At 47.9% G+C, this 22,672-nt stretch carries 30 protein-coding genes and 3 pseudogenes; 23 read left to right on the top strand and 10 right to left on the bottom strand.

Annotation, left to right across the window (positions count from 1 at the left end; translation table 11 throughout):
- Positions 1 to 21: 21 nt before the first annotated feature.
- The 4 genes from vorC to FZP57_RS05135 form a co-directional block, all read right to left on the bottom strand.
- A complete protein-coding gene (gene vorC, locus FZP57_RS05150; RefSeq protein ID WP_191216015.1) occupies positions 22 to 261 on the bottom strand; it encodes a 3-methyl-2-oxobutanoate dehydrogenase subunit VorC in 240 nt (79 codons plus the stop codon).
- A complete protein-coding gene (locus FZP57_RS05145) occupies positions 258 to 1,943 on the bottom strand; it encodes an AMP-binding protein (protein ID WP_191216014.1) in 1,686 nt (561 codons plus the stop codon). Before FZP57_RS05145 ends, vorC begins: the two co-directional genes overlap by 4 nt.
- 10 nt (positions 1,944 to 1,953) lie before the next feature.
- Positions 1,954 to 2,502 (bottom strand): helix-turn-helix domain-containing protein, encoded by a 549-nt coding sequence (locus FZP57_RS05140; RefSeq protein WP_191216013.1) that lies wholly within the window; start codon positions 2,500 to 2,502, stop codon positions 1,954 to 1,956.
- Between the two features lie 277 nt (positions 2,503 to 2,779).
- Positions 2,780 to 2,926, bottom strand: a complete 147-nt coding sequence (locus FZP57_RS05135; RefSeq protein ID WP_191216012.1) for a hypothetical protein — start codon at positions 2,924 to 2,926, stop codon at positions 2,780 to 2,782.
- Positions 2,927 to 3,006: 80 nt separating this feature from the next.
- Here FZP57_RS05135 and FZP57_RS05130 point away from each other — a divergent pair, with 80 nt between their 5' ends.
- Together FZP57_RS05130 and FZP57_RS05125 are read left to right on the top strand one after the other, a co-directional pair.
- Complete coding sequence (locus tag FZP57_RS05130; RefSeq protein ID WP_074359062.1) at positions 3,007 to 3,489, top strand: adenosine-specific kinase; 483 nt, start codon at positions 3,007 to 3,009, stop codon at positions 3,487 to 3,489.
- 138 nt (positions 3,490 to 3,627) lie between these two features.
- Complete coding sequence (locus FZP57_RS05125) at positions 3,628 to 3,945, top strand: hypothetical protein (RefSeq protein WP_074359061.1); 318 nt, start codon at positions 3,628 to 3,630, stop codon at positions 3,943 to 3,945.
- Positions 3,946 to 3,950: 5 nt separating this feature from the next.
- On the opposite strand, the gene afpA is transcribed toward FZP57_RS05125, so the two are convergent.
- The 5 genes and pseudogenes from afpA to FZP57_RS05105 all read right to left on the bottom strand — a co-directional run bounded on the left by afpA (position 3,951) and on the right by FZP57_RS05105 (position 7,158).
- The gene (gene afpA, locus FZP57_RS05120) at positions 3,951 to 4,526 is read right to left on the bottom strand and encodes an archaeoflavoprotein AfpA (RefSeq protein ID WP_074359060.1); all 576 of its coding nucleotides are present in this window, start codon (positions 4,524 to 4,526) and stop codon (positions 3,951 to 3,953) included.
- A gap of 196 nt (positions 4,527 to 4,722) precedes the next feature.
- Positions 4,723 to 5,387, bottom strand: a pseudogene (locus FZP57_RS05115) (ABC transporter ATP-binding protein).
- Positions 5,388 to 5,395: 8 nt separating this feature from the next.
- The gene (locus FZP57_RS09755) at positions 5,396 to 5,713 is read right to left on the bottom strand and encodes an ABC transporter permease (RefSeq protein ID WP_340222464.1); all 318 of its coding nucleotides are present in this window, start codon (positions 5,711 to 5,713) and stop codon (positions 5,396 to 5,398) included.
- A 204-nt stretch (positions 5,714 to 5,917) separates the two neighbouring features.
- Positions 5,918 to 6,507: pseudogene (locus FZP57_RS09460) on the bottom strand (ABC transporter permease); the annotation flags it as partial.
- A gap of 252 nt (positions 6,508 to 6,759) precedes the next feature.
- Complete coding sequence (locus FZP57_RS05105; RefSeq protein ID WP_074359059.1) at positions 6,760 to 7,158, bottom strand: helix-turn-helix transcriptional regulator; 399 nt, start codon at positions 7,156 to 7,158, stop codon at positions 6,760 to 6,762.
- A gap of 225 nt (positions 7,159 to 7,383) precedes the next feature.
- On the opposite strand from FZP57_RS05105, the gene FZP57_RS05100 reads away from it, so the two are divergent.
- The 18 genes and pseudogenes from FZP57_RS05100 to FZP57_RS05015 all read left to right on the top strand — a co-directional run bounded on the left by FZP57_RS05100 (position 7,384) and on the right by FZP57_RS05015 (position 17,394).
- Positions 7,384 to 7,815, top strand: coding sequence for an NfeD family protein (locus FZP57_RS05100; RefSeq protein WP_074359058.1), 432 nt, complete (start codon positions 7,384 to 7,386; stop codon positions 7,813 to 7,815).
- Positions 7,812 to 8,771 carry an SPFH domain-containing protein gene (locus tag FZP57_RS05095; protein WP_074359057.1) on the top strand — a complete coding sequence of 320 codons (960 nt, stop codon included), beginning with the start codon at positions 7,812 to 7,814 and terminating at the stop codon, positions 8,769 to 8,771. The genes FZP57_RS05100 and FZP57_RS05095 overlap by 4 nt, the downstream gene beginning before the upstream one ends.
- Before the next feature lie 144 nt (positions 8,772 to 8,915).
- A complete protein-coding gene (locus tag FZP57_RS05090) occupies positions 8,916 to 9,239 on the top strand; it encodes a carboxymuconolactone decarboxylase family protein (RefSeq protein ID WP_074359056.1) in 324 nt (107 codons plus the stop codon).
- A gap of 153 nt (positions 9,240 to 9,392) precedes the next feature.
- Positions 9,393 to 9,938 carry a 50S ribosomal protein L15e gene (locus tag FZP57_RS05085; protein WP_074359055.1) on the top strand — a complete coding sequence of 182 codons (546 nt, stop codon included), beginning with the start codon at positions 9,393 to 9,395 and terminating at the stop codon, positions 9,936 to 9,938.
- 55 nt (positions 9,939 to 9,993) lie between these two features.
- Positions 9,994 to 10,401 carry an RNA-binding protein gene (locus tag FZP57_RS05080; protein WP_074359054.1) on the top strand — a complete coding sequence of 136 codons (408 nt, stop codon included), beginning with the start codon at positions 9,994 to 9,996 and terminating at the stop codon, positions 10,399 to 10,401.
- Between the two features lie 18 nt (positions 10,402 to 10,419).
- Positions 10,420 to 11,163, top strand: a complete 744-nt coding sequence (gene rnp3, locus FZP57_RS05075; protein ID WP_191216011.1) for a ribonuclease P protein component 3 — start codon at positions 10,420 to 10,422, stop codon at positions 11,161 to 11,163.
- A complete protein-coding gene (gene rnp2, locus FZP57_RS05070; RefSeq protein ID WP_074359052.1) occupies positions 11,160 to 11,540 on the top strand; it encodes a ribonuclease P protein component 2 in 381 nt (126 codons plus the stop codon). Before rnp3 ends, rnp2 begins: the two co-directional genes overlap by 4 nt.
- A 73-nt stretch (positions 11,541 to 11,613) precedes the next feature.
- Entirely contained in the window at positions 11,614 to 12,360 is a 747-nt protein-coding gene (psmA, locus tag FZP57_RS05065; RefSeq protein ID WP_074359051.1) for an archaeal proteasome endopeptidase complex subunit alpha, read from the top strand.
- Between the two features lie 4 nt (positions 12,361 to 12,364).
- Positions 12,365 to 13,063, top strand: a complete 699-nt coding sequence (locus tag FZP57_RS05060) for a ribosome assembly factor SBDS (protein WP_074359050.1) — start codon at positions 12,365 to 12,367, stop codon at positions 13,061 to 13,063.
- 45 nt (positions 13,064 to 13,108) lie between these two features.
- Positions 13,109 to 13,954, top strand: coding sequence for an exosome complex RNA-binding protein Rrp4 (gene rrp4, locus FZP57_RS05055; RefSeq protein ID WP_191216010.1), 846 nt, complete (start codon positions 13,109 to 13,111; stop codon positions 13,952 to 13,954).
- 2 nt (positions 13,955 to 13,956) lie between these two features.
- Positions 13,957 to 14,679 carry an exosome complex exonuclease Rrp41 gene (gene rrp41 / locus FZP57_RS05050; RefSeq protein ID WP_074359048.1) on the top strand — a complete coding sequence of 241 codons (723 nt, stop codon included), beginning with the start codon at positions 13,957 to 13,959 and terminating at the stop codon, positions 14,677 to 14,679.
- Position 14,680: 1 nt separating this feature from the next.
- On the top strand, positions 14,681 to 15,484 hold the full coding sequence (gene rrp42, locus FZP57_RS05045) for an exosome complex protein Rrp42 (RefSeq protein WP_238337843.1): 804 nt from the start codon (positions 14,681 to 14,683) through the stop codon (positions 15,482 to 15,484).
- Between the two features lie 104 nt (positions 15,485 to 15,588).
- Positions 15,589 to 15,857, top strand: a pseudogene (rpl37A, locus tag FZP57_RS05040) (50S ribosomal protein L37Ae).
- 1 nt (position 15,858) lies between these two features.
- Entirely contained in the window at positions 15,859 to 15,990 is a 132-nt protein-coding gene (locus tag FZP57_RS05035) for a DNA-directed RNA polymerase subunit P (RefSeq protein WP_048901205.1), read from the top strand.
- Between the two features lies 1 nt (position 15,991).
- Positions 15,992 to 16,459, top strand: a complete 468-nt coding sequence (locus FZP57_RS05030; protein WP_013295883.1) for a Brix domain-containing protein — start codon at positions 15,992 to 15,994, stop codon at positions 16,457 to 16,459.
- On the top strand, positions 16,456 to 16,734 hold the full coding sequence (locus FZP57_RS05025) for a KEOPS complex subunit Pcc1 (protein WP_074359046.1): 279 nt from the start codon (positions 16,456 to 16,458) through the stop codon (positions 16,732 to 16,734). The genes FZP57_RS05030 and FZP57_RS05025 overlap by 4 nt, the downstream gene beginning before the upstream one ends.
- Positions 16,735 to 16,752: 18 nt before the next feature.
- Positions 16,753 to 17,118, top strand: a complete 366-nt coding sequence (locus FZP57_RS05020) for a prefoldin subunit beta (RefSeq protein ID WP_013295881.1) — start codon at positions 16,753 to 16,755, stop codon at positions 17,116 to 17,118.
- Complete coding sequence (locus FZP57_RS05015; protein WP_013295880.1) at positions 17,119 to 17,394, top strand: DUF3194 domain-containing protein; 276 nt, start codon at positions 17,119 to 17,121, stop codon at positions 17,392 to 17,394. It abuts the gene before it with no gap.
- A 215-nt stretch (positions 17,395 to 17,609) separates the two neighbouring features.
- Here FZP57_RS05015 and FZP57_RS05010 read toward each other — a convergent pair whose 3' ends face one another.
- Positions 17,610 to 18,140: a GNAT family N-acetyltransferase gene (locus FZP57_RS05010; protein ID WP_191216009.1), complete on the bottom strand. Its 531-nt coding sequence runs from the start codon at positions 18,138 to 18,140 to the stop codon at positions 17,610 to 17,612.
- Positions 18,141 to 18,469: 329 nt separating this feature from the next.
- Between FZP57_RS05010 and FZP57_RS09595 the strand changes: the two genes are divergently transcribed.
- The 3 genes from FZP57_RS09595 to FZP57_RS05000 all read left to right on the top strand — a co-directional run bounded on the left by FZP57_RS09595 (position 18,470) and on the right by FZP57_RS05000 (position 22,526).
- On the top strand, positions 18,470 to 18,967 hold the full coding sequence (locus FZP57_RS09595) for a nicotianamine synthase family protein (RefSeq protein WP_255477730.1): 498 nt from the start codon (positions 18,470 to 18,472) through the stop codon (positions 18,965 to 18,967).
- Positions 18,913 to 19,272: a nicotianamine synthase family protein gene (locus tag FZP57_RS09590; RefSeq protein ID WP_242451210.1), complete on the top strand. Its 360-nt coding sequence runs from the start codon at positions 18,913 to 18,915 to the stop codon at positions 19,270 to 19,272. The genes FZP57_RS09595 and FZP57_RS09590 overlap by 55 nt, the downstream gene beginning before the upstream one ends.
- A 356-nt stretch (positions 19,273 to 19,628) precedes the next feature.
- Positions 19,629 to 22,526 (top strand): FmdE family protein, encoded by a 2,898-nt coding sequence (locus FZP57_RS05000; protein WP_191216008.1) that lies wholly within the window; start codon positions 19,629 to 19,631, stop codon positions 22,524 to 22,526.
- Positions 22,527 to 22,672: the final 146 nt, after the last annotated feature.

Here is a 22,672-nt window from a genome sequence, read left to right as displayed (position 1 = left end):
CTATATGCTACTGTGCTGCCATTAGCAATCTGTGTTGCCATCATCACACCTCTCTATATGGACCTCGATTGCATTGATCTCGGGGCAGGTGTAGTAGCAGTTCCCGCACCCGTTGCAGCCCTCGCCCCTGTATTCAACGTAGTGGTAGCCGCGTTCATTGATCTTACTGCTCATGTAAAGGACGTTCCGTGGGCATGCGATTATGCAGCGCTCGCAGGCCTTGCATTCGAGTTTGTTTATAAGAGGGTAAGCCTTCTTCATTGGTTTCCACCGTCTCCTTCAAGGTCATGCTCCCTTATCTCAACCCGCCTTATCTTACCGCTTATGGTCTTGGGGAGTTCATCCACAAATTCAACTATCCTGGGGTACTTGTAGGGGGCCGTCACCCTCTTCACATGGTCCTGTATCTCTTTTTTGAGTTCCTCTGAGGGTTCATAGCCCTTTGCAAGGACGATTGTTGCCTTGACGACCTGTCCCCTTATGGGGTCAGGGTAACCTGTAACCGCACATTCAAGGACAGAGGGGTGTGATATTATGGCGCTTTCAACCTCGAAGGGCCCTATACGGTAACCTGAGCTTTTGATTATATCGTCGGTCCTGCCAACAAACCACATGTACCCGTCCTCATCCATCCAGGCTGTGTCACCTGTATGGTAGTAGCCGTCATGCCAGACCTCCGATGTCTTCTCGGGGTTCCTGTAGTACCCGTTGAAGAGGCCTATGGGTTTCCCACTGGAGGTGTCTATAACTATCTCTCCCTCCTCACCCACATCAACCGGGTTGCAGTCCCTGTCAACCAGTTCTATCCTGTAACCCGGGGATGGTTTTCCCATTGACCCTGGTTTAGGTTCCATCCATGGGAAGTTTGCTATGCAGACAACGCATTCTGTCTGACCGAAGCCCTCCATGAGCTTCAGGCCCGTGTGTTCCCTGAACATGTTAAAGACCTCGGGGTTGAGGGGCTCGCCTGCTGTTACAGCGTACTCTATCCCTGAGAGGTCGTACCTTGATAGGTCCTCCTTTATCAGGAACCTGTAGATGGTCGGGGGGGCGCAGAATGTTGTGATATCATATTTTTCCAGCTTTTCAAGCATCTTCTCGGGGTCGAAGCGGTCATAGTCATAGACGAACACGGCGCTCCCTGCTATCCACTGGCCGTAGATCTGACCCCACATGGCCTTGGCCCATCCGGTATCTGCAACGGTGTAGTGGAGGCCGTCCTCGCGGACGTTCTGCCAGTACTTTGCTGTTATTATATGCCCCAGGGGGTATGTGTGGTCGTGTTCTATCATCTTGGGCATCCCTGTAGTCCCTGATGAGAAGTATACAAGGAGGGTGTCGCTGCCGCCGGGATAATCATCCCCCTCGGGTTTCCTGAATTCGGAGGGGACAACTTCAAGTTCAGACCTCAGGTTGAGCCAGCCATCCCTGTCTGTTTCACCAACGATGACCCTTTTAACGTCGGCTCCAAGTTCGCTGATGGCTGCATCGAAGACCTCCGGGACTCCATCCTCTGCTATGCAGACAACCATCTTTATATCGGCTTCATGTATCCTGTAGATTATGTCCTTTTCCTTGAGCATGTGTGTTGCGGGTATTGCAATGGCGCCTATCCTGTGGAGTCCAAGGAGGCAGTACCAGAAGTCGTACCTTGCCTTGAGGGTTAGCATTACGGTGTCTCCCTTCTTGATACCCTCCCTCATGAAAAAGTTCGCGGTCCGCTCTGATTTCTCCCTGAGTTCCCTGAAGGTTATCCTTTTTTCATCGCCGCTGTCGTTGCACCAGACTATGGCGGTCTTTTCAGGTTCCATCTCAGCGTAGCGGTCCACAACATCATAGGCGAAGTTGAAGTTCTCAGGCACCTTTATCCTGAAGTTCTCATGGAAGTCCTCATATGAGTCGAATTCCACGCGATTCACGAATTCATTGATTAGTGAAGTCATTGATACACCTCTACATGATTATTGCAAGGAATCTGGCCCTTTTACCGTCAAGGGCCTCCATTGCATGCTCATATGATGAGTCAAAGAATATTGAGTCTCCCTCGTTGAGTATTATCTCATTGTCGTGTATGTAGAACCTTATACGGCCCTCAAGCACGTAGTTGAATTCCTGGCCGGGGTGGCTGTTTGTTTTTGGCTTCCCATCCCTTGGTTCAACGGTGACTATGAAGGGTTCTGCCTTTTTGTGTATGAATTTCTCTGCAAGGTTTTCATAGCGGTACTGTTTTCTCCTTTCAACCTCCACTCCTTTACCCTTCCTTGTAACCGTGAAGATGTGCATCCTTGTCTCCTCGCCTGTGAGGAGAAGGCCCATGTCAACGCCAAGTTTGTGGGCTATCTCAAAGAGTATGCTTGCGGGTATGTCATCCTCACCGCTCTCATACTTCATGTAGCTTTCAACGTCGATTTTGAGGTAATCAGCCATTTCCTCAGGGCTGATCTCGGAGAGTTCTCTGAGCTCCTTTATGCGGGAACCGATTTCCTTACTTTTCTCTTTCATGGTTACACCTCATCAGTGTCAGGAAAAAAATAATAATGATTATTAATGATAAATGTCTTTTTCTTTAAATATATTTCCCCACGTCCCATGGAGTGTTCCGTAATTAGTTAATTGAATTCCAGTAATTTATATGTGTGAGTCGCCCCTTCTAAATAATCTATCATCATCCCAGAACTTTACCGGCCACCCATCTTCTGTTAAATAGGTTAAGCTTGTTTAAACTGGATCTATGGGTTCTCTGATCTTTTCATGATATCTTAAGCTTCACCTTGAGCCTTCAATCAAAAAGTCCGGTTCCAAAGAAATCATCCAGACAGAAGCCATCCCCTCCCATATGCTCCAGGCAGTAACACATACCGCATACCATGCACCTTCCAATGGCGGGTTTGCCGCAGAAATCACATCTCTCACACTCTTGCTCCATGTTTACCATTCCTTTGAAGATCTGATGCATTAATAATTTAAGCCCCTGATAATAAATAATTCTCCACAGGAGGGGTTGACTTGGAGATAAAGAAGATAGGTATAGAACCCGGAGAGGATGTTAACATAATACTTGGACAGAGCCACTTCATCAAGACGGTGGAGGACATATACGAGGCAATCGTGAACACGGTGCCCCAGGCAAGATTCGGAATAGCCTTTGCAGAGGCCTCAGGGGACTGCCTTGTCAGGCATGAGGGGAACGATGAGGAACTCGAGGAACTGGCATCAGAGACCATGCTTGAAATCGCAGCAGGACACGCATTCATAGTGTTCCTCAGGAACGCCTTCCCAATAAATGTACTGCAGCGCATAAAGGACGTCCCGGAGGTCGTGAACATATACTGTGCAACAGCAAACCCCGTTGAAGTTATAATAGCAGAGACCGAACAGGGGAGGGGTATTATAGGTGTTGTGGACGGCCAGAGCCCCGGAGGAATCGAGGGCGAGGAGGACAAGGCGGAGAGAAAGGAGTTCCTGAGGGTTATAGGCTACAAGTTCTAGTCCAGTGGGATGTGCCGGTGTCCTTTGAGGTCCGTGCCGGGTCACGGTTTCCGGTAAATCATGGAAAGATGTGCCGGCTCATGAAGTCTAAAGATATATTAAACAGAAACTCCAATATTATTATCCGGGGTTGTTAAAATGTCAGAGAATGTTGTATTTGTTAGGGAGACCGGGAACAGGGGAGAGCAGACCTTTGAGATAAACCAGAACAGGGTGAGGATGAAGGAGAAACAGAAAGGAACCTACTCAATAACCTTCGAAAGCCCTGATAAGGAGGACATTGAGAGGGCCATGGCATTCTTCGAGTCAATGACAGACATTGAGCCACTCACAATGAACATTGCAGACACAGGTGAGATAAAGGCTTACTTCAAGGGCACAGCACCCTTCAGCCAGAAAAAGGAGGAAGGGATGACGGTATACACCTATGGTGTCACCATCCAGGAGATACAGTGAACATCCTATTTTTCTTCTTTGGGGTAGGTCCATTTCTCAAAGATCTTGTAGATATGGTGGGGGTCACTGAAAACCTCGGTGTCGTCCATCCTTGAGATCCTCTTAACGTGTTCCACATCCTCCCTTGTTATCTTCAGCTCAAGCTTTTTACCGTTGGGCAGTGTTGTTACAACAACCCCCTCACTGTAGTCTGATGGCATTATATAAACGGGCACGGAGGCCTTCTGGGCCATTATCACGGCGTTTGTTATGAGGGTATCCGCGATCCTCAGGGATATCTTGGCAGTGCTGTTGGATGTGCATGGAGCCACAAGCACGAAGTCGTACTTACCCAGCTGCACCTGCCCTGCAAGGAAGGGGGAGTTTGCGTTTATCTCAACCCATTTCCTGTCAAAGCTGGTTTCAAGGTCCCTGTAGAGGCCATAGTACTTTACAACCTGATCCCCTGCCTTTGAGATGAAAACGTTTATCTCAACCCTGTCACCGTAGAGGTTCTTTATGTCCTTCATTATGGCGTATGTTTCTGTCAGTTTCTCCCCAGCCCCGGTAATGCACCAGGCAACCTTCAGTTTTTCAGTCATGTAGCATAATTATATTGGAGGTTATTAATCAAGTTTTTGGAAAATCCAGCCGTTCCATGGGAACACCCACCAAAAAAGTGAATATTCCAGAAAAATGTTTATCAGACCTGGTTTATTCAAAAAAATTTAAAGATGGTAGGGGAGTATGCAGTAGGTCTTATCTTTGACTTTAATCCCAATGATGAGGGAGCATGCACTAGGCATCATCGCTGATTATAACCCCATCCAGTATCCTGACTATCCTTGAGGCCATTGAGGCAACATCAGGGTCATGGGTAACCACAATGAGGTCACGCCCTCATCCTCCTGAAGCTCCCTTAGACCCTCCAGTATACGCTTGCCTGTCCTTGAGTCAAGGGAGCCTGTTGGTTCATCTGCAAGGATTATTGATGGATCGTTTGCAAGGGCCCTTGCAATGGCAACCCTCTGCCTCTCACCACCCGAGAGCTCTGTTGGTTTCCTGTCAGCCTTATCTGCAAGACCAACATAGTCAAGGAGTTCCATGGCCCTCCCCTCCATATCATCCCATTTAACTGCAAACATGGGTATCTCAACGTTCTCAAGGGCCGTCAGGTTGGGTATGAGGTTGTGGAGCTGGAAAACAAATCCTATCTCCTCAGCCCTTAAACGGCTTAGATCCCTTTCATCCTTAAGGTCCCTTCCAGCAACCTTCACTGTCCCTGAGTCGGGCACGTCAAGTGCGCCTATCATGTTAAGGAGTGTTGATTTCCCTGACCCTGAGGGACCCATGATTGAGACGAACTCACCATGGTCAACGTCGAGGTCAACACCGTTAAGGGCTTTTATCCTCCCACCGTCAAAGCTCTTCCTGAGGCTCCTTATCTCGATGATCCTTTCCATGATATCACCTACTCGTATCTGAGGGCCTCTGTGGGGGCGAGCCTGGATGCCCTGTATGCAGGGTAAAGTCCTCCAAGGATGCCCACACTGAAGGCAACCCCGAAGGCCCTTATGAATATCTCAGGGGTATAGACGGGTTCAATGAACCCCTTCATCCCCAGTTCAAGGAGTACCTGTATCGCTGCAACACCAAGGACGGATCCTGCAATGGCTGCGATGACGGTGATAACTACAGATTCACCGAGTATCATGGCCAGTATGCGTCTGTCCTTCCAGCCAACTGCCTTGAGCACCCCTATCTCACGGGTCCTCTCGAACACGGACATTATCATGGTGTTTATAACACCTATCCCTCCGATGATTATTGCAAGGAGGGATATGGCCCAGGTGGCGGTGTCAACTGTCTGAAGCCCCTGGTCAACGCTCTGGAGGTCCTCAAGGGATGCTATGGTTGTAAGGTCACCGTATTTCTCCTCAATCCTTTCTGTAACATCATCCACATCTGCATTTTTATCTATCTTCACGTAGATCATGGTGACCTTATCCTCCTTCTCTTCAATCTCCTGAAGCTTTTTGAGGGATATGAAGGCGCCGGCGTCTTGCTGCATGTCACCGGACTCGAATATACCCACAACAGTGTAATCATGGTTCTTTATCTTATGGTGTCCCCAACGCTCCTGTTGTGGTTCTCTGCAGCAACCTTACCCAGTATCACCTCATCAGCGTCAGGATCGGTGAGGGTCCTTCCTGAGGTCACCTTTATCTGGCTCATGTTGATCTTTGAGGGTTCAATTCCTATGAGCACGAAGTATGGGTTGTCGTCAAGGGGCTGCACCGCCATGAGGATCCCGACGGCATCCTCAACACCGCTCACGTTCCTGACCCGGTCCACGTATTCCTGGTCTATCTTACTGAAGAACATGTCCGAGACATTGGACTCCACAATGGTAAAATCAGCTCCACCAGCCTTGAGGGTGTTCTCGGTTGACGTCTTGAGCCCCTCTGTTATCACACCGAGGGTTACTATGGTTGCAATCCCTATCGCGATCCCTGTAACTGCAAGGAGAGTCCTTGCACGGTTTCTGAAGGGATTCTTGAGGATGAGTGTTATGAATCTCATGGAGTCCATTATGATGTTAAGGGGTATTAATGGTTTGCATGGAGTTTCTCTTCCTTTAATTCTCTGAAATTATTATTCACGGTATTCATGAACATGGTTCCATCATGTCTGAACTGTATATAGGTGAGAAAGAGGACACTTTATGAACTCATCATGATATGAAGAGGGCTATGGGGTTACTCTAAAAATGAAGATGGGGTTCGGGACGATATGAAGAGGGTCATGAGGTTACTTTAAAAATAAAGATGGGGTTCAGGACATTTTACCTGCCCTTAAAACCTCGAATGCATCCATTTCAACAGCTCCAAGGATACCGTAACGTTCTGGTTCATCCATCCCTTCAAGTTCGTCCCTGCTCACGTACTTCATCCTGTCAAGACCCTGAATAAAGTACTTGAATTCTGTTCCAAGCATTTCCCTGAGCCTGTAACCCCTTCCAATGTTTATGAAGTGCCTCTTCTGCACCTCATATTCGCCTGTAAGATCCTCAATCTTCTCCATCAGTTTCCTTGTAGGGTGCCTGTAGGTCCCGTTTTCCATGGCTATCACTATATCAGGGGGTACTCCGAGTTCATCGGCAAGTTCCCTCTGAGTTTTGCCGGAATGGACCCTGTAGCCCAGGATCAGGAATTTGAGGTCGTCTTCCCTCACATTTCCACCTCCATTTATTCACTGGATATACCTATGAACACCATCATATAAATATATTTTGAGATTAATTTATTACTAAATATCATTTTTACAGATAAATAATATTAAATATAAATTAAAATTTATTAAAACAGTATATCTATGTTAAGGACCAATCTATTATCAGGGAACAAAAACAAAAGTAATAATAAAGCATCTGCAGATTATTATAACAGTGGTGGGAAAATGTCGCCGGATTCATGGATTATAATAGCAGCCATCTGCCTGATAGGGGAGATGCTCACAACAGGATTCTTCCTGTTATGGTTTGCATTTGGTGCCATAGCAGCAGCGGTACTCAACTACCTTGGATTTGACACGACGGTACAGTTCACAGGCTTCATCTTGGTGTCAGTCATACTCCTCGGAGTATCAAGGCCCTTTGCAGCAAGGATAACAGGTGAACCATCAAAGAAGGCAGCATCAGACCGCCTGATAGGTAAGGAAGCAACGGTGACCCTGGAGATCACCCCGGATACATCTGGACTTGTTAAGGTTGATGGGGAAACATGGAGGGCCCGATCCAGTCAGAGGATAGCTGAGGGTGAAAGGGTCCGGGTGGCTGCCATTGAAGGCGTGAAACTGGTCGTTGAAAGGATAATGGAGGAATGTGATTGATACTTGAAATCATAATAGTACTGGTTCTTCTTGTACTCGCCTTTAAGAGTTTAAAGATACTCCGGCCCTATGAGAAGGGTGTTGTTGAGAGGCTGGGTAAATACCAGAGGACCGTTGAAAGCGGACTTGTAGTCATAATACCCTTCATTGAGGCCATAAAGAAGGTTGACATGAGGGAGCAGGTGGTTGATGTACCTCCCCAGGAGGTCATAACAAAGGACAACACGGTGGTTGTTGTTGACTGTGTAATATTCTATGAGGTCGTGGACCCCTTCAATGCAGTCTACAACGTGGTTGACTTCTACCAGGCAATAACAAAACTCGCCCAGACCAACCTCAGGAACATAATAGGTGACCTTGAACTCGACCAGACCCTCACATCAAGGGAGATGATCAACACACAGCTAAGGGAGGTCCTTGATGAAGCCACAGACAAATGGGGAACCCGCGTTGTACGTGTTGAGATACAGCGTATCGAGCCTCCAGGAGACATCGTTGAGGCCATGTCAAAGCAGATGAAGGCAGAAAGGATGAAGAGGGCCGCCATCCTCGAGGCAGAGGGATACAAGCAGTCAGAGATAAAGAGGGCTGAGGGTGACAAGCAGGCAGCCATCCTTGAGGCAGAGGGTAAGGCCGAGGCCATAAAGAAGGTTGCAGATGCAAACAAGTACCAGGAGATAGCCATAGCAGAGGGTCAGGCAAAGGCCATACTTTCAGTATTCAGGGCCATGCATGAGGGGGACCCTACCAGTGACATAATAGCCCTGAAGTACCTTGAAGCACTTGAAAAGGTTGCCGATGGAAGGGCAACGAAGATACTTCTACCTGTAGAGGCCACAGGAATCCTCGGATCAATTGCGGGTATAGCAGAGATGCTCTCCGATCCTGAAGCCCAGAAGCTTGTTCAGGAGAAACCTGAAGAAAAGACAGGTAAATCTGTTCAGAAAAAACCTTAAGGCATCATGAATTGATCAGAACCCCGGTCCAGGGGCATATATTTCCTTTTAAGTTTTTTATCTGTCTGGTTGCAGAGGATCCCTTCTAATCTCCAGTTAGCTATATAAATCATCCATGACATACATAAAGGTGGAGGTATTTATATGAAGGAAGACGTTTTCTATGGAAAGGGAATGGTCCATGTTAAGAAGGACTACCCCGACATCTATGAGGCTGTTGTTAAGCTCAACGAGGCAGCCTACACAGGGAAGGCCCTGGACTATAAGACACAGAAGCTGATAGCCCTGGGTATAACCGCTGCAAACTCCGATGACCGTGCGGTTAAAAAGCAGATACAGAGCGCCATAAACGAGTTCGGTGTTACAAGGGATGAGATAGTGGACGTGCTGAGGGTCGTGCTCCTCACATCAGGCAACCCACCCTTTGTGAAGGCAATGAGGATACTCTACGAGGTCCTTGAGGACTGAAACAGCCCCTTCATTTTTTCCTCTTAAACCCATCATTTCTGGCAGCTGACAGCAACCTTTTTAAATGATTACTCTAAAACTAATATCACCTATTTTTCCGGGATCACGATCCCATGGATGTGGCGTAAAGCTGAACAGATAGAGGTGTAATTAATGTACAAGTATGTTAGAGACGCATGGAAAAACCCTAAAAAGTCCTATGTAAGGGAACTGATGTGGGAGAGAGCCCCACAGTGGAGAAGGGATCCTGTAATCAAGAGGATCGAAAGACCAACAAGAATAGACCGTGCAAGATCACTCGGTTACAAGGCAAAACCAGGATACATCGTTGTCAGGACACGCGTAAGGCGTGGAGGCAGGAGGAAGAGCCGTTTCAAGGCAGGTAGAAGGCCTAAGAGGATGGGTGTCAACAAGATAACCCCTGCAAAGAGCATTAAAAGGATTGCAGAGGAAAGGGTTGCCAGGAAGTACCCTAACATGGAGGTACTCAACTCCTACTGGGTATGGGAGGATGGAAAACACAAATTCTACGAGGTCATCCTTGTAGACCCGCACCACCCTGCAATAAAGAACGACCCCAACATAAACTGGATCTGTGAAAAACAGCACAGGGGAAGAGTATTCAGGGGCCTCACAAGTGAAGGTAAAAAGAACAGGGGCCTCCGAAACAGGGGTAAAGGGGCTGAAAAGGTAAGATAGGCCCCCCTTATAATTATTTTTTTTATCCTTACCGTCTGCTGAAAGGGTTCATGTCATGATCCATAACATTTCATACAGACTCATTGTCTATGGAACAGAGGACGAGGAGAAGGTCCTTGAGGCCCTCAGGAACATACTGCCAGGTGCAGCGCCTGAAAGGGAGGAGGCCGAGGGTTACCATGGAAACCCCATAACCGTGCTCAGGGGCAGGATAACCAGGAGGAGAGCCCTCAGGGAATTCATGGAATCCTTCAGGGAGATCTTCAGGGGTCGGATGGATGAACTGAAGGACAGGTTTGATGATAACGGCAACCTCTTCCTGAGACTTGACAAACAGGAGGCTCTGAAGGGGAAATGGCAGCCGGTGGAGCATGGTGATGCCATACACCTCAAGATCAAGGTCGAAGCCTACCCTGCAAGGAGGGAGGTTGCAGCAGAAAACATCAAAGGCTTCCTGGAATAATTATATTCTGATGATTAGATGAAGTTCCTTGACCTCCACATTAAGGGCAGCGACCATGACAAGGACCTCAGACTCCTCCTTGAGGCCTCCAGACTGGGATATGATGGCGCAGCCCTCATTTACCCCTCCACCAAATACAGGGAACTCAGGGAAACTGCAGAGAAGCTCAGGAATAACAGTGACCTGGACCTTGAAGTAGCCACCGGTGTGATGATAGATGCAGGAAACCCCTCCGAGATGAGGAGGGCCGTGAACAGGTTCAGGGGCAGGGTCGATATAATCCATGTATCCGGAGGCGACCTCAAGATAAACCGTGCAGCCTGTGAAAACTCCCGTGTTGACGTTCTTTCAGCCCCCTACGCATCAAGGAGGGATGCAGGTATAAACCACGTCCTTGCAAGGGAGGCTGCACGTAACAGTGTCGCTGTTGAGCTCAGACTGAGGGATGTGATCGGCTCATGGCTCAAGGTCAGGGCAAGGATTCTGGAGTACTTCAGGGACATCATAAAGCTCCACAGAAAGTTCGGGTTTCCACTGGCACTTACAAGCGGAGCATCAACAATATACGACCTCAGAAGACCGCGGGACATCATAAATTTCACAGGCTGCTTTGGCCTCAGGGAGGAGGAGGCTATAGCTGCACTTACATCCACCCCGTGGTCCATCCTGGAATACAACAGGAGGCGTCCCATGATGATTGCAGAGGGCGTGGTACTTCTGGACTCTGACGGTAGAGAAGGATCCCCTGGAGGCTCCAGATGAAGATGAAGATACTCCCGCCGACACTGAGAAACCCCAGAAGGTACATTGCCTTCGAACTTATCAGTGAGAAGGAACTTGGAAGGGATGAAATAATATCCGTGATCTGGGAGAGCTGCCTGAGGCTCCACGGTGAATGTGAAACATCAAATTTCAGGCTGTGGCTCATGAAGCTCTGGAGTTTCGATTTTCCCGACGCGGTTATGACCCTGGGTGTTCTCCAGTGCCAGAGGGGATACGAGGGGAAGGTGATGGCTGCACTTACCTCTGCACACCACCATGGCGGGAAGAGGCTGGCCTTCCATGTGCTCGGCATCTCAGGGACCATACGCTCCGCAACACAAAAGTTTATTAAACCTTTGGATAAAGATAAATACTGATTATTCACCCTTCACATGATGAATGTAATCAAGTAACTCAGAATTATTTTATCAATAAAGAGAGGTTAAAAAAATGCAACCACTTCAAAGTGCAGGATATGATAGGGCCATTACAGTATTCAGCCCGGATGGCCGGCTATTCCAGGTAGAATACGCAAGAGAGGCGGTTAAGAGAGGAACAACATCTCTTGGAGTTAAATCAAAGGATGGAATAGTTCTTGTTGTGGATAAGAGACCCACAAGCAAGCTGGTTGAACCAAAATCAATAGAAAAGATATTCCAGATCGATGAACACATAGGGGCTGCAACATCAGGGCTTGTGGCGGATGCAAGGGCAATAATTGAGAAGGCGAGACTGGAGGCGCAGATAAACAGGATAACCTATAACGAGCCAATAAGGGTTGAGAGCCTCGCCAAGAAGATATGTGACATGAAACAGATGTACACCCAGCACGGCGGTGTGAGGCCCTTTGGAACAGCCCTGATAATTGGAGGCGTCAATGGTAAGGGCTGCAGACTCTTCGAAACAGACCCTAGCGGTGCGCTAATAGAGTACAAGGCCACAGCCATAGGGGCTGGAAGACCCGCTGCAATGGAAGAGTTTGAGAAGAAATACCAGGAAGGAATGGACCTGAATCAGGCGATAGAACTGGCTCTTGACGCGGTTTATGAGGCCACAGAGGGTAAAACAACACCTGAGAGTGTTGAAATAGCAATTATAGATTCAGAGGAAGGCAGATACCGCAGGCTCAACGATGATGAGATCAGGGATCATGTTGAGGAACTCCTGATAAGGAAGGAGAAGGAGGAAGAGGAGTAGAAAAATGGTTAGCCTTGAAGATGCGGTTATCGCCCGTCTTGAATCCCATGGAGAAAGATTTGAGATCCTTGTAGACCCTGACCTGGCAGCTGAATTCCGGAGGGAAGACTCGGATGTTAGTGTGGAGGATGTCCTGGCAGTCCAGGAGGTCTTCAGGGACGCCAGGAAGGGTGATAAGGCATCTGAGGAGGCAATGAGGAAGGTCTTTGAAACCTCAGACCCCCTGGAGGTAACACCAATCATCCTTCAGAAGGGGACGATACAGCTCACTGCACAGCAGAGAAGGCAGATGATAGAGGATAAGCACAAAAAGATAGTCAGTAAAATAGCCCGTGAAGGTATAAACCCCCAGACAGGGCTTCCTCACCCTCCAAAGAGGATTGAAAGGGCGATGGAAGAAGCCAAGGTTCATGTTGATCCATTCAAAACGGTTGATGAGCAGGTCAACATAATCCTGAAGGCAATAAGGACAAAGATACCCATCAAATTTGAAAAGGTCAAGGTGGCCATAAAGATACCCGGTGAAAAGGCTGGTTCAGCCTACGGTGTAATATCCAGTTTCGGGAAAATAAAGAATGAGGAGTGGCAAAGCGACGGTTCATGGATAGCGGTGGTTGAGATACCAGGCGGCCTTCAGGACAGTTTCTATCAGAAGCTCAGTGAGCTGACCGGGGGCAACCTTGAAACAAGGATCATCAAATAAAACCTTCCTCTCCTTTTTTGCCTTCAAAAAACAGGGAGGCATAATGTGATACTTGTAAAGGATAAGGACCTGGTTGTTCCAGGTCAGATACTGGCAGAAAACGATTACTACCCTGGTATGGGCACCTTCAAGGAGGATAGCAGGATATGCTCCTCCCTTGTTGGACTCGTTTCTGTGAGGAATAAAAGGATAAACGTGATACCCCTCCAGAGCAAATACATCCCCAAGAGGGGCGACGTTATTATAGGTGAAATAACAGATATAAGGTTCTCAATGTGGGGCCTTGACATAAACTCCCCCTACACAGGCATGTTGCCGGCATCAGAGGTTTTTGGTAAGGATAAGAGGGAGCTTGAAAAGGTCTTTGAGATCGGCGACGTTCTTCTTTTAAGGGTAGTGGACGTTGATGAGGTTAAGAAGGTTAAACTCGGCCTTAAGGGAAGAGGTCTTGGGAAATTCAGGGACGGCATACTGGTCTACATAACACCCACCAAGGTGCCGAGGCTCATAGGTAAACGCGGCTCAATGATAAACATGGTAAAGGAGAAAACCGGCTGTGACATCGTCGTGGGCCAGAACGGTGTTGTCTGGATCAAGGGAGACCCCCAGATGGAGAGGATAGCTGAAAAGGTTATACTCATGATAGACCGTGAGGCCCATACATCAGGGCTCACAGACAGGATAAGGGAACTCCTTGATAAACTCACAGTGTCAGAGGAGGAAACTCCCACCGAACATGAAGGAGAAACTTATCATGAATCCGGGGAGGCTCCACCTGAACCTGAAAGCACTGAAGAGAAAATGGAAGAGGAAGAATCCCCTGATCTTGAGGAAAGGGATGAGGAGGAGACCTCTGAAGGGATAGAAGAGGATAGTAAGTCTGATGAGTAGAGGTGGTTCATATCATCACACAGGATCAATCAAAAACCCCTTCCGGTGTAAGGGAGGATGGAAGGGCCTTCGATGAACTCAGACCCATTAAAATCGAGGCAGGAATCCTTGAAAGGGCTGATGGTTCATCTTACATGGAATTTGGTGGTAACAAAATACTGGTAGCAGTCTATGGGCCAAGGGAAGCCCAGATAAGGAAACTGCAGCGACCCGACAGGGCTGTGATAAGGTGCAGATACAACATGGCACCCTTCTCTGTTGATGAGAGGAAGAGACCCGGCCCTGACAGGAGGTCCGTTGAAATCTCTAAGATAACTGCAGAGGCACTCAGGCCCGCACTGCTCCTTGAAAAATTCCCCAGATCAGTTATAGACGTCTTCATAGAGGTCCTTGAGGCAGAGGGAGGTACAAGGTGTGCGGGTATAACAGCAGCATCGGTGGCCCTTGCAGATGCAGGCATACCCATGAGGGACATGGTCGCTGCCTGCGCCGCGGGTAAGATAGATGACCAGGTAGTCCTTGACCCCTCTGAGAAGGAGGATAAGGAGGGCCAGGCAGACGTCCCCGTGGCCATACTTGCCAGGTCAAAGGAGATAACACTGCTCCAGAGCGATGGAAACCTCTCTGAGGATGAATTCGAAAGGGCCCTTGACCTTGCAGTTGAAGGTTGCCTCAGGATACATGAAGTGCAGAAAGAGGCCCTGAGAAAGAGGTATGGTGAGTAAAATGAATATAATACCCGAAATAACAAGGAAAAGCATAACCAACCTTATAAACAATAAGGAGAGGGCTGATGGAAGGTCACTTCATGAATTCAGGGACATATCCATTGAAACAGGCGTCATATCAAAGGCAGAGGGGTCTTCAAGGGTTAAACTGGGCAACACACAGATAATAGTTGGTGTGAAGCCCCAGATCAGAGAGCCCTTCCCTGACACCCCCCAGATGGGTGTTATACTCACAAATTCCGAGCTACTCCCCATGGCATCACCAACCTTTGAGCCGGGGCCACCCGATGAACGCTCGGTGGAACTCTCAAGGGTGGTTGACCGCTGCATAAGGGAGAGCCAGATGATAGACCTTGAGAAGCTCTGCATAGTTGAGGGTAGCAAGGTATGGATGCTGTTCCTTGATCTCCACATAATAGATTACGACGGCAACCTCTTTGACGCTGCCGTCCTTGCAACCGTGGCAGCCCTCCTTGATGCAAGAATACCCACAGCAAGGGTTGAGGACGGAGAGGTTGTCATTGACACCGAGGAAATGCAGCCGCTGCCCATCACAAGGAAGGCCCTCATGTGCACCTTTGCAAAGATCGGTAACGAGATAATCCTTGACCCCTGCCTTGAGGAGGAGGATATACTGACGGCAAGGCTATCCATAGGTGTAACCGCAGAGGGTAACATATGCGCCATGCAGAAGGGTGGTGAAGGCCCGCTGACACGCGATGATGTCCTCAGGGCGGTTTCAATTGCAAGGGAGAAGGTGCCCCAGCTCATAGAGTACCTTGAGAATTCCATGTCCCCCTGAGTCTCAGGGCATGATCCAGGATATCCATGGGGCCCTATGGCTCCCCAAATCTTAAATACTGATCTGACAATATCTATAACATCAGATTTACTGGAGTGATACAAATGGCAAGAACAAAGAAAGTAGGTATTACAGGACGTTTCGGTCCACGTTACGGTCGTAAAGCTAAAAGAGCAGTCAAGAAAATCGAAGAGGAGATGAAGAAGAAGCACATATGCCCGCGCTGTGACCGTCCCGGTGTTAAGAGGGAGAGCAGGGGCATATGGAAATGCAGAAAGTGCGGTGCTGTCTTCACAGGCGGCGCCTATCTGCCTGTAACCCCCTGGGTAAAACAGCAGCCCGTAACATCAAGAGGATAGTTGGAGGTAAATAGATTGTATAGATGCGCCCAGTGCGGAACCCTGATAGACCCCAAAAAGTACATGGAGAACAAGTGCCCGCGCTGCAGGTACAGGATCCTCTTCAAGGAGGTGCCTCCTGTTAAGAGGACCATAAGGGCACGGTAGGATGCTTCTTACAACCTCAAGGAAGCCATCCCAGCGCACAAGGTCCTTTGCCCAGAGGCTTGCAAGGATCCTCGGATGGACCTACATAAACAGGGGGAAGATGAACCTGCGCGAGGTCCTCATCGATGCAGGGGGTCCTGCCGCAATCCTCTTTGAGAGACATGGTAACCCTGCAAGGATAACATTCCTTGATGAAAGGGGCCATGAACTGGGTTACATCCTCTTCAACGCTTCCTTTGACCTTAAACCCGTCAGTCTCAGGGGCGCTGCCAGAAGTGCAAGGTCCTGTCCTGATGATCTCCACACAATCTGCCGGCTCATGGGCCTTGAACATGACCCGTCGGTTAGGGAGGGTGCATGGGATATAAGGCCTGCCGGTGATTACAGGGGTGTGATGGAACTCATTGATTCGGAGGGCAGGCCCTCTGGCTTTAAACTTATCATAAAGGATATCAGGATGGGTGAGTGACCTTGGCATTGAGGAGCATCCAGGGTGAAATCGAAGTTTCCACAGGGGACCCTGAGACGGCCCTTGTTATTTACAGGGCGGTTAAACCTGAAGTTGAGGATTCACCCTCTGAAAGGTCCTCAATGTCCATTGACCTTGATGATGACCTGATAACCATAAGTATAAGCGCCACTGATTCGGCGTCATTCAGGGCGACCCTTAACTCATCAATCCGATGGGTTAAACTGTCCATGGAGATGATTGATACACTTAAATCCCTGGATTTATCCGATTAAATATTTGAAGGTGATATTATGGAACTTCCACAGAATGTACAGCATCAGCTGGCTCAGTTCCAGCAGCTGCAGCAGCAGGCACAGGCAATATCTGTGCAGAAACAGACGGTTGAAATGCAGATTAATGAGACACAGAAGGCCCTTGATGAACTTTCCAAGGCTGCAGATGATGCAGAGGTATTCAAGAGCTCAGGGAACATCCTCATCAAGGTTGATAAGGATGAGATTACAGAGGAGCTCCAGGAAAAACTTGAAACCCTACAGTTAAGGGAGAAGACCATTGAGAGGCAGGAAGAACGCGTCATGAAGAAACTCCAGGAGATGCAGGTTAACATCCAGGAGGCAATGAAGGGCGCTGGAATCAACCCGGGGATGGGTAATTAATTGACTCTGAGACGGTTATCCCGGAGGGATCTGGATGAGATATCCATTTTCCTCCATAACACTGTTTCTGAATACATATTACAGAGGGTGCCGAGGAAGGAAATAGTCGACCTTGACGTCTCTGTCAGGGTTGAATATGATGATGAACTCAGTGTTGATATCAGTGCTGAGGTCTACCTGGATGAACTCTCCGATGCAGATCCCTCCATAGTTGATGAGGCGGTTGACCTGGCCTATGAGAGGCTTGAGGACATCCTTGAGGATTACAGGGAATAATAAGTTTTTTTCCTTTAATCGGGGACGCTGCTTCTGATTTATAATTACTGAATTTTACCTTACTCTATCCCGGTGAATGGTTTAATACTGAAAACCTTTTCACTTAAAATGAGTAATAATTTTTTTTCAAAAAGTATTTATATATCCTCTGCCAAGTATATCTCTGAGCATGAATTCCTCCTAGGATATCAACGGAAGCCAGCTCAAACAGGGCATCAAGCAATCCTTTCGCTCAAAAAAAATGTCATCTGATGCCCTGTTCCTCCTCTTTTTATGGTAGAACAGGTTCCACTGAAATCCTGGTTTCCCATTGAACTCCTGTTAAGGGACTTTTCCATGTGGACGGTTCCAAGTTCATTGTCAGTGTCAATAACTATGCTGTAACCCTTTGAGAGCCAGAATTCAAGGGCACCCTCAACGTGTTTATGAGTGTGAAGGTAGATACGGGTATAGCCCTTCTCTGCTGCAAAGGATTCTGCAATTTCCACAAGGTATGATGCAACACCCATCTTCCTGCAGTCCTCATGCACAAAGACCCTCCAGAGGCTGGCCGTCCTTTCAGGGTCGTAATTGAGGCCCTTGAATTCACGGTCATAGGCGCGGAGGCCGAGGGTTCCAACCAGCCTGTCACCAATGCAGGCAAGGAGGAAGGTGTTCCTTTCAGGTTCCAGGTAGTATTCTTCAAGGTTGACTATGTCCCTGTGGTACTCGGGTATGTAATCAAAACCGAACTCCCTCTTTATCATCCTGAAGAGAAATCCCTGACTGATTTAGGATCCTACTCTTCTCCCGGTGTCGTTACTCTGATAATAAACACCACCCCACAGTAATACTTTATCACGGTTTTAAGGATTATATGTAATACTACATTCCTTGTGTATAATATGTATCCATATCTCCTATAAATACCATGGCAAAACTAATATGTGCCGGCGAATAAAGGATGCCTGTTCATGATAACATTATTGGATCTGTTATTAATTCAGATCTGGAATGGGGATCATCCGTAAACCTTGGATCCGTTTATTAATCCAATTAAAGGAGCATCGTCCACAAACTACATGGAAGTATATTCATGAGCTGTTACATCTACTGGGATAGGATCAGGTCGATAGCATCAAGACTTGAGGGTATGGATTATGGGATACATGGGATGAACGTTGAAGCCGTAATCCCACTCCTTGATGAGATTGAGGAGATAGCCCATGATGAGTCCATTGACTTTGAATCTGCAAAGCACATCCTTGATGATCCAGGGATGAATCATGCCCTCAGGGTAATAAGGAGATTCTACGTCAACCTCGGGATGAAACTCGAAATTGAAAAGGCTGAGGAGGTCCTTGCCTCAGAGGACCCGTGGGAGACGCTAAGGTCGTTCTACTTTTACCCTCGCTACATCGAGCTCCTTAAAAATGAGGCAACCCTTGGCAGGTACAGGGAGGGTGAAAGAATAGTCTTTATTGGGGGAGGGCCCCTCCCCTCACAGGGATTCTCCTGGCAAGTGTCCATGGCATGGGGGTGTCGGTTGTTGAAGTTGAACCCGAACTGGCGGAACTTGCAGGAAGGGTCATAGAGAAACTTGGACTTGAAGGGGATGTTAGGGTAATCAACGGTGATGAGACAGCAATAAGGGACCTTGAATTCGACATAGTGCTTGTGGCGGCCCTTGCAGAGCCAAAGGAGAGGGTTTTCAGGAACATCCACCGCTATGTTGATGGGGATACAAGGGTCATTTACAGGACCTACACCGGGATGAGGGCCATACTCTACTCACCTGTAGGTGATGAGGATGTAAGGGGTTTCAGGAGGGCAGGCATTGTTCTACCATCGGGTAAGGTTAACAATACATCTGTACTTGTATTCAAATCCCCTGATTAGGACCTTCAATCCAATCAAGCTCTCATGAGTTCAATTAAACTTCTGATGGGTTGATTATTACTGTGGAATCCTCAGGAACCCATTAATTATTAATACAAATGAAATAGTAAGTGTTAAATACTCATCATATTTTAGATATAAGTGTAACACCAGTACGGTGTTGGATATTAAGTTTTTCCCTCCAGCAATCAGTTCATGGGGTTTCCCCATGAATCCTTTTTTATCAAGTAAAATTGAGTATTACTTTTATCCCTTCACGACAGGTAAAGGTATTAACAAAATGATTATATATGTTATTACTTCCATTATAGTTCTGTAAATTATTAATAATTAAAGATAAAAGGAGGTGAAATGTTATGGGAAGACAGTATTTCATGGTTTTCATGATTCTTCTCTTTGCTGTTGCACTGACGGGCTCTGCTTCAGCAGTAACGCCAGAATGTGAGGTGGGGGTGAATGTCACGTATGAATTCGCAGATGACAACACCCGCATCAATCCAGACATAAACTACATCAGTGATGAGAACGGTGAAAAGCTTAACTTCACAAAGAGGTTTGACCCGGCAAGCAACATGACAAAGATAACCTTCAAGGCCCCTGTGGTTACGGAAACAACCAGGTTCACAATAAAAATAACAGCCCCCGGCTACAAGGACATTTTACACCACTTCACACTATCCAGGAACCCCTACGATAACTCTGATCCGAACTACTATGCACACCTCTCATTCAAGATGAATGCAACCGACGCCTACAGGCTCGGAAGGGAAATAACAAAGAAGGCAGATGAGATCCTCAACTTCTCAAGTGGAAATGTCCTTGTAATCACAACAGCAGGCATTGTCAAGTACAGGGGCGACACATCAGAGGATGTGATTGAGGGCATACTGAACCAGGCACGAGGAATTGTCACCTACGGTAAGGGCAACCTCCTGATGATCAGGAAGACTCCCGTGGATCCCCTGGACACGTTCTTCATTCTCCAGAAGGGGAACACGTTAACTGGAGTGTTCTTCAAGAATGCAAGCACAACCCCCGTTGTTATCAGAACAGTCAATGGGAAACCGGTATACACCATCGACCTCTTAAAGAACATGACAGAGGCCAACTGGAACCTTCTTGTAAGTAAATACGGGGAACACGCATTCCCTGTTGCAAGCCTTGCCAATGCATGGATGCAGGGTGCTCCAGCAGACCTCCTGAGGGCAGCGGCCTTCCACGGGCACATGTGCCTCGGTACCATAAGCGGTTACGCAATGAGCCTCACACTGCTCAAGTACTACCCACCGGTCATGGACATCACATCACCGGGCTCTCCAGGTGAGATAACAAACTACATCACCATAGGTGTCCCGGGCGACTCAGACGATGACTCCCTGCTCATGTTCCTTGACACAACACCGGGTAAGGGAGGATCATACAGCGGTTTCAACACAACAGCCACAGGTGCGGACACAAACCTTGTTGGATTCATCAGATGGAACCCAAAAACCCTCAAGGGCGACCTTATAATCATGAAGTTCGACAAGGAAGCCCTGAGGCAGCAGTTCCAGCAGGAGACCGGTAAGAGGACAGAGCTTGAATTCAACGCATGGCTCATAAGTAAACTTAAACAGGACCCGACATCCCTCGTCACCATAGTAAGGGAACTTTCCGACCTCAACGTAACCCACTACTACTATCTCCTTGGTTCAGAGAAGGACACGACAGTCGGGGATGCGAATGGAAATGTGTACAATATAAGCGCCCAGAGGGCCCATGGCCTTGACATGGCATACATTGACAGTCTTGGACTTCCAAATGCAACACGTGAAAACAATCCACTGCCACAGGGCACCCTGACCTACGAGCAGATAAAGAAGATCGGTGCTGATGCTGCAAACCTTGCTAAGCAGTTATTCCTTCAGGAAAAGGGTATAAACCTTGAGAAGGATGACAGGGACCTTGTTGTACTCACATCAGCAGGTTATTCAAGGCTCAACGGACAGGATACGAGCGCTGCATGGGATGGAATATTTGATGTTCTCGGATCAAGGCTCAGCAGGGCAACGCTCCTACCAATCCACAGGCCGCTCTGGAAGCCGCTCTGGTTCACATTCGTACTCAGGGGCTATGATGGAGTTACGATGGATGCGGTGTACATCTACTATGACCCTGCAACGGGACAGCTAGTTGCAAGCAATGCATCAGACGGCAAATACGTGAACGACATCGGTCCAAGGACCCTTAACAGCACAGCGCTTACAGGCAAGGTTTCAAAGGTCTTTGCAATGGATGGATGGTTCAACATCCAGAGCATAGCAAACGCATGGAGACACGACCCGCCTTACGACCAGATACTCACATACCTCTTCCATGACCATGCATGTCCAGGTGTATCACCGGGTTACATCATAACCGAGCACATATTCAACAACTACCCACTCAATGAGAACGAGAGCTACATCTACCTGGGTAACACCATCTACTGTAAGGACGATGCAATAGTCTACAGGCTGGGAGTCTCACCTGGACAGGGAACCTACTTCAACCTCAGGCTTCCTTCCCCGGAGAACCGGCCTGAAGACTATGATGGTGGAAACTACAACATGGAAGGCATACTTGTGGTCTGGGACAATGTGAACAAGGTTGGAAAGGCTGTTATCATTAACTTCAAATGGCCTACCTTTGATGTGAGTGACTGCACAACCAATGAGGCCAAAAGAGAAAAACAGATAGCAGGTTTCATAAGCCTCTACAAGGGTGAAACACCATCTTACATGACAGCAGCCCCAGTCGTGAAAATAGAGGCAGAGAGGTACATAACCGAATCTGAACTTCAGATGATACTTTCAGGTGCAGATGGTGGCAGTCCACTTGCCTTTGTTAAGGGCATACCTGCAGACAGGACACTTGCAGACATTTTACCCCAGGTACCTGTGGATGGCGGCAACCAGGGCGGAATTCCTGGTGGAGTTCCAGGAGGCCTTCCAGGTGGTTCAACCGGCGGTGTCCATGGGTCAACCGGAACTACAGGAAGGACAGGCGGTGTTTCACCTGGCCTTTCAGCAAGCGTGGCATCACCTGCAGAGGTTGGCGCTGCTTCAGAATCCACAGAGGAACCAGCCCCTGCCAGGGCCTATGAGGTTGAAAACGTAACCTCCTCAGGTAGCGGCAGCGGTTCATCAGCATGGTACGTCTACGGTATCGTCGGGGTTCTTGTTGCAGCAGGTCTCGTGGCATTTGGATTCCTGAGAGGCGGAGCAGGAAAATAAAACCTCCCCTTTATTTTTTTATTTCAGGTCAATTATTACTTTTCTCAGGGAATTATATAAATTAAGTAATAATAGAAATATAATAATACTAATTTTTTATATATCCCTGATTTAATAATAATAAATGTTTTTCTATGATTACAGCA

The organism is Methanothermobacter sp. THM-1, from assembly GCF_009914355.1.
GTDB classification, from domain to species: domain Archaea; phylum Methanobacteriota; class Methanobacteria; order Methanobacteriales; family Methanothermobacteraceae; genus Methanothermobacter; species Methanothermobacter wolfei.
Note: the sequence above shows the minus strand (reverse complement) of the source record. Positions and strands in the feature narration are given on the sequence as shown.

Bases quoted from the DNA above. Each gene is read 5' to 3' on its own strand.
- FZP57_RS05140 (WP_191216013.1), bottom strand. From the start codon at position 2,502: ATGAAAGAGAAAAGTAAGGAAATCGGTTCCCGCATAAAGGAGCTCAGA.
- vorC (WP_191216015.1), bottom strand. From the start codon at position 261: ATGAAGAAGGCTTACCCTCTTATAAACAAACTCGAATGCAAGGCCTGC.
- psmA (WP_074359051.1), top strand. From the start codon at position 11,614: ATGCAACCACTTCAAAGTGCAGGATATGATAGGGCCATTACAGTATTC.
- FZP57_RS05080 (WP_074359054.1), top strand. From the start codon at position 9,994: ATGATCCATAACATTTCATACAGACTCATTGTCTATGGAACAGAGGAC.
- FZP57_RS05010 (WP_191216009.1), bottom strand. From the start codon at position 18,140: ATGATAAAGAGGGAGTTCGGTTTTGATTACATACCCGAGTACCACAGG.
- FZP57_RS05090 (WP_074359056.1), top strand. From the start codon at position 8,916: ATGAAGGAAGACGTTTTCTATGGAAAGGGAATGGTCCATGTTAAGAAG.
- FZP57_RS05085 (WP_074359055.1), top strand. From the start codon at position 9,393: ATGTACAAGTATGTTAGAGACGCATGGAAAAACCCTAAAAAGTCCTAT.
- FZP57_RS05100 (WP_074359058.1), top strand. From the start codon at position 7,384: ATGTCGCCGGATTCATGGATTATAATAGCAGCCATCTGCCTGATAGGG.
- rnp2 (WP_074359052.1), top strand. From the start codon at position 11,160: ATGAAGATGAAGATACTCCCGCCGACACTGAGAAACCCCAGAAGGTAC.
- FZP57_RS05020 (WP_013295881.1), top strand. From the start codon at position 16,753: ATGGAACTTCCACAGAATGTACAGCATCAGCTGGCTCAGTTCCAGCAG.
- FZP57_RS05030 (WP_013295883.1), top strand. From the start codon at position 15,992: ATGCTTCTTACAACCTCAAGGAAGCCATCCCAGCGCACAAGGTCCTTT.
- FZP57_RS05135 (WP_191216012.1), bottom strand. From the start codon at position 2,926: ATGGAGCAAGAGTGTGAGAGATGTGATTTCTGCGGCAAACCCGCCATT.
- afpA (WP_074359060.1), bottom strand. From the start codon at position 4,526: ATGACTGAAAAACTGAAGGTTGCCTGGTGCATTACCGGGGCTGGGGAG.
- FZP57_RS05060 (WP_074359050.1), top strand. From the start codon at position 12,365: ATGGTTAGCCTTGAAGATGCGGTTATCGCCCGTCTTGAATCCCATGGA.
- rnp3 (WP_191216011.1), top strand. From the start codon at position 10,420: ATGAAGTTCCTTGACCTCCACATTAAGGGCAGCGACCATGACAAGGAC.
- FZP57_RS09595 (WP_255477730.1), top strand. From the start codon at position 18,470: ATGAGCTGTTACATCTACTGGGATAGGATCAGGTCGATAGCATCAAGA.
- FZP57_RS05125 (WP_074359061.1), top strand. From the start codon at position 3,628: ATGTCAGAGAATGTTGTATTTGTTAGGGAGACCGGGAACAGGGGAGAG.
- FZP57_RS05145 (WP_191216014.1), bottom strand. From the start codon at position 1,943: ATGACTTCACTAATCAATGAATTCGTGAATCGCGTGGAATTCGACTCA.
- FZP57_RS05000 (WP_191216008.1), top strand. From the start codon at position 19,629: ATGGGAAGACAGTATTTCATGGTTTTCATGATTCTTCTCTTTGCTGTT.
- rrp42 (WP_238337843.1), top strand. From the start codon at position 14,681: ATGAATATAATACCCGAAATAACAAGGAAAAGCATAACCAACCTTATA.
- FZP57_RS09755 (WP_340222464.1), bottom strand. From the start codon at position 5,713: ATGTCCGTGTTCGAGAGGACCCGTGAGATAGGGGTGCTCAAGGCAGTT.